General features: G+C 72.8%; 5 protein-coding genes. All 5 read left to right on the top strand.

What is annotated here, in order from left to right; all coding sequences use genetic code 11:
• The coding region (locus AOK17_RS45135) for a penicillin acylase family protein (RefSeq protein ID WP_206190944.1) at positions 1-1,099 on the top strand (1,099 nt) is incomplete at its 5' end.
• Positions 1,096-1,707 carry a GNAT family N-acetyltransferase gene (locus AOK17_RS45130; RefSeq protein ID WP_055618462.1) on the top strand — a complete coding sequence of 204 codons (612 nt, stop codon included), beginning with the start codon at positions 1,096-1,098 and terminating at the stop codon, positions 1,705-1,707. The genes AOK17_RS45135 and AOK17_RS45130, both read left to right, overlap by 4 nt.
• A 112-nt stretch (positions 1,708-1,819) precedes the next feature.
• A complete protein-coding gene (locus AOK17_RS45125) occupies positions 1,820-2,299 on the top strand; it encodes a cupin domain-containing protein (protein ID WP_055618464.1) in 480 nt (159 codons plus the stop codon).
• A gap of 122 nt (positions 2,300-2,421) precedes the next feature.
• Positions 2,422-3,219 carry an SDR family NAD(P)-dependent oxidoreductase gene (locus AOK17_RS45120; RefSeq protein ID WP_055618463.1) on the top strand — a complete coding sequence of 266 codons (798 nt, stop codon included), beginning with the start codon at positions 2,422-2,424 and terminating at the stop codon, positions 3,217-3,219.
• Between the two features lie 201 nt (positions 3,220-3,420).
• On the top strand, positions 3,421-3,797 hold a 377-nt coding region (locus AOK17_RS45115; protein WP_245697799.1), incomplete at its 3' end, for a copper resistance CopC family protein.

Below are 3,797 nucleotides of genomic sequence, written 5' to 3'. Positions count from 1 at the left end.
GACACTCCTCCCCCTCCTCCGCGCCCGCCGGGTCGCCGACGTGGACCGGGCGTTCGACGACTGGGCCGAACCCGTCAACGTCGTCCAGGCCGCCGACACCGAGGGCGGTCTGCTGCACCGGGTCGCGGGCAGGGTCCCGGTCCGGAGTGAGGACAACCGCACGCGGATCGTCAACGCCTGGGAGCCCGGGCACGAGTGGCGCGGCTGGTACGCGCCCATGCCCCGCGGCACGGTCGACGACGGCATCGCGGTGATGGCGAACCAGCGCGGCCCGGCGACCCCGCTCGGCGTCGAGTTCGCCCCGCCCCACCGGGCCACCCGGCTGCGCGCACTCCTCGGCACCCGGCGGGACTGGTCCGCCGCCGACATGGCCGCCCTCCACATGGACACCCATCTCGCCTCCGCCGCCCCGCTGTTGGACCTCCTCGCCGCTCTCGACGGCCTCACCCCCGAGGCCGCCTCCCTGCGCGACCGGCTCCTCCACTGGAACCGCCACATGACCGCCGACAGCACGGAGGCGGCCACCTACGCGGCGGTCCGGGGCGCGGTCGTACGCCGCCTCGCGGCCCACCCCGCCCTGGCCCGCCTCACCGAACCCCGGCTGTATCCCGAGGTCTTCCGCCCGTGGCTCGCACTCGTTCCCCGAGTCGCCTTCGCCCTCGAAAGCCTGCTCAGGGCCGAGGAGTTGTACGGGATCGACCGTGCCGAGGTCGTCAGGGCGGCCGTGGAGGAGGTGGCCGGAGACCCGCCGAAGGGCCCGTGGGGCGACACCCACCGCCTCGCTCCCTGGCGGGCGCTGCCGGACCCCTCGTACGACGAACGGGAGCCCGGGCTCTCCGGCGACCACGACTGCGTGCTGTGCACCTCCGCCGTGCCGGGGCTCACCGACCGGGCCGCTCGTGGTCCCGCCGCCCGCTATGTGTGGGATGTCGCGCGGCGCGAGAACAGCCTCTGGGTGGTGCCGTTCGGTGCCTCGGGCGTCCCGGACTCACCCCACCACCGCGATCAACTCCCCTTGTGGGTCAGGGGAGATCTGGTCCCCGTCGTGACCGACTGGACCAAGCTCACGGAGGACAGCACATGGAGGACAGAACGATGACATCCGAGCCGTACGCCGCGAGCCGTGAGGCCGTCCACGAGCAGGTCGTTGACGGTCTCGGCGCGGTCCGCGTCCTGCGCGTGGACCCGGACGCCGACCTGGACGTGCTCCACGCCTGGGTGACGGCCGAACGCGCCCGGTTCTGGGGGATGGGCGGCTTCGGCAGGGAGCAGGTGCTGGAGACGTACCGGCATCTCGACTCCCTCGACACCCACCACGCCTACCTGGCCGTCCTGGACGGTCGGCCGGCCGCGCTCTTCCAGACGTACGAGCCCGCGGCCGACCGGGTCGGCGAGTGCTACGAGGTGGAGCCGGGCGACATCGGCGTCCACCTGCTGATCGCGCCCGCGGGTGAGGGCGACGAGCGGCCGGGGTACAGCTCGGCGCTGCTCACCGCGTTCACCGTGTACGTGCTGCGCGTCCTCGACCGGCGCCGGGTCGTGGTTGAACCCGACCCCCGCAACGAGAAGGCGATCGCCCGTCTGACCCGCCAGGGCTTCGTGCTCGGTCCACCGGTCGTGCTCCCGGAGATAGACCTGCCGGAGGTGCACCTGCCCGCGAAGAAGGCCCAACTGGCGTTCCTGACAAGGGAAGCCGCGGGTTTCTAGGGGCGCGGCGGGCGACGAGTGCCTCGGGTCGGCGGCCGGTGTTCCGCGCGTCGGGATCCGGTTGGTGGATCGGCAACTCCCTTTGGGGCATGGTCGAGAGGTGGTCCATGACATCACTCCCGAAGCCCTGGTCGCCCACTACAAGTTGGAGCCCATTCCCAAGGAGGGCGGTCTCTTCCGCCGCACCTGGGAGGGTCCCGAACGGCCCGACGGCCGCCCCGAGGGGTCCGCGATAGTGGTCCTCCTGACCGCGGAACCCGATGACTTCTCCGCGCTCCACCGGCTCCCCGCCGACGAGACGTGGCACTTCTACCTGGGGGATCCGCTGGAGATGCTGCTCCTGTCCCCCGACGGCACGTCCCGTACGGTCCTGCTCGGCCCCGACGTCCTCGGCGGCCAGCACCTGCAGTACACCGTGCCCGCACGCACCTGGATGGGCGCGCGGGTCGCGACCGCCACCGGCTGGTCGTTCTTCGGGTGCACGATGGCGCCCGGTTTCACCTACGAGGGGTACGAGCACGGGGACGCGGCGCAACTCACCGCCAGCCACCCGGACCGGGCCGCGCGGATCGCCGCGCTGAGCCGCCCGTGATCGGCCCGGACGAAGGACACCATGACGCACACCGCGACGGACTTCGCAGCGCACACCGCAGCGGACACGGCAGCGGGCTTCTCGACGGGCAGGTCGCCCTCGTCACCGGTGCGTCGGGCGGCATCGGGCGCGGCATCGCGCTGCGGTTCGCCGAGGCGGGGGCGGCCGTGGCCGTCCACTTCCGTACGAACGCGGAGGCCGCCCGTGAAGTCGTCGACCTCATCGTCGGCTCGGGCGGACGCGCGGTCGCCCTGCGGGCCGATCTGACCGTCGAGGACGAGTGCCACCGCCTGGTGCGCGAGGCCGCCGGCTGGGGCGGCCTGCTGACGGCCCTGGTCAACAACGCGGGCGTACAGCCGGTCCAGGAGCTGCCCGGGATGACGGCGGGGGACTGGCGGGCGGTGGTCGAAGCCAATGTGTCGAGCGTGTTCGTGTGTACGCAGGCGGCGGTGGAGGTGATGCGCGAGGGGAGGGGGCAGGGCGACCGGCGTGACCTGAGCGATGGGAGCGATGTGAGCGGCCTGAGCGGCCTGAGCGACCGGCGGGGCTCGTCCGGTGGGCCTGTGGGCAGCATCACGCACATCGCGTCCATCGAGGCCACGCACCCCGCTCCCCTGCACGCGCACTACTCCGCGTCCAAGGCGGCCGTCGTCGCGCACGCGCGCTCGGCGGCCCTGGAGTACGGTCCCTACGGAATCCGCGTGAACACCGTCTCGCCGGGGCTGATCGACCGCGCGGGCCTGGCGGAGGCGTGGCCCGACGGCGTACGGCGCTGGCAACAGGCGGTACCCACCGGGAGGCTGGGGCGTCCCGAGGACGTGGGCGACGCCTGCGTCTTCCTCGCCTCACCGATGGCCTCCTGGATCACCGGGCACGACCTGGTCGTTGACGGCGGGGTGTCGGCACGGCCGACGTGGTGAACGCCGGTGCCCGGGCGGTCCTGGGCGGCCGGTGCGGGCGCAGGCCGTGTTGAACAAGGTGTCGCGTACATCCGTACTCCCACCGAGGCCGCAGCCGCAGACACAGATGTATATGGATGTGCAGTGCGAGCAGGACGAGCAGCAGGGAGAGGCGACGTGGGCCGAGGGCGCCGCATACACCGAGTGCTACGGGTACTACGGGTGTCGGCGCCACGCCGGGCAGTGGCCCTCGTCGCCCTGCTCGGCGCGCTGTTCGTGCTGGGCGGCGCGGGCCCGGTGTCCGCCCACTCGGCCGTGCGCGAGACGACCCCCGGCGAGGGAACCGTCCTCAAGTCCGCGCCGAAGCAGGTCACCATGACCTTCACCGAGTCGGTCGGCATCACCGACGACTCGCTGCGCGTCCTCAGCCCCGAGAACCGCCGGGTGAACGCGGGCGACACCGAGCACGCGTCCGGCCGGTCCGACAGCGTCCGGGTGCCGCTCGACGACGGCCTGGCCGACGGTACGTACACCGTGGCCTGGCGGGTGGTCTCGGCGGACAGCCACCCCATCTCCGGCGCCTTCACCTTCTCCATCGG

The sequence above is a fragment of the Streptomyces phaeochromogenes genome, from assembly GCF_001418655.1.
In the GTDB taxonomy this organism is placed as follows: Bacteria; Actinomycetota; Actinomycetes; order Streptomycetales; family Streptomycetaceae; genus Streptomyces; species Streptomyces phaeochromogenes.
Note: the sequence above shows the minus strand (reverse complement) of the source record. Positions and strands in the feature narration are given on the sequence as shown.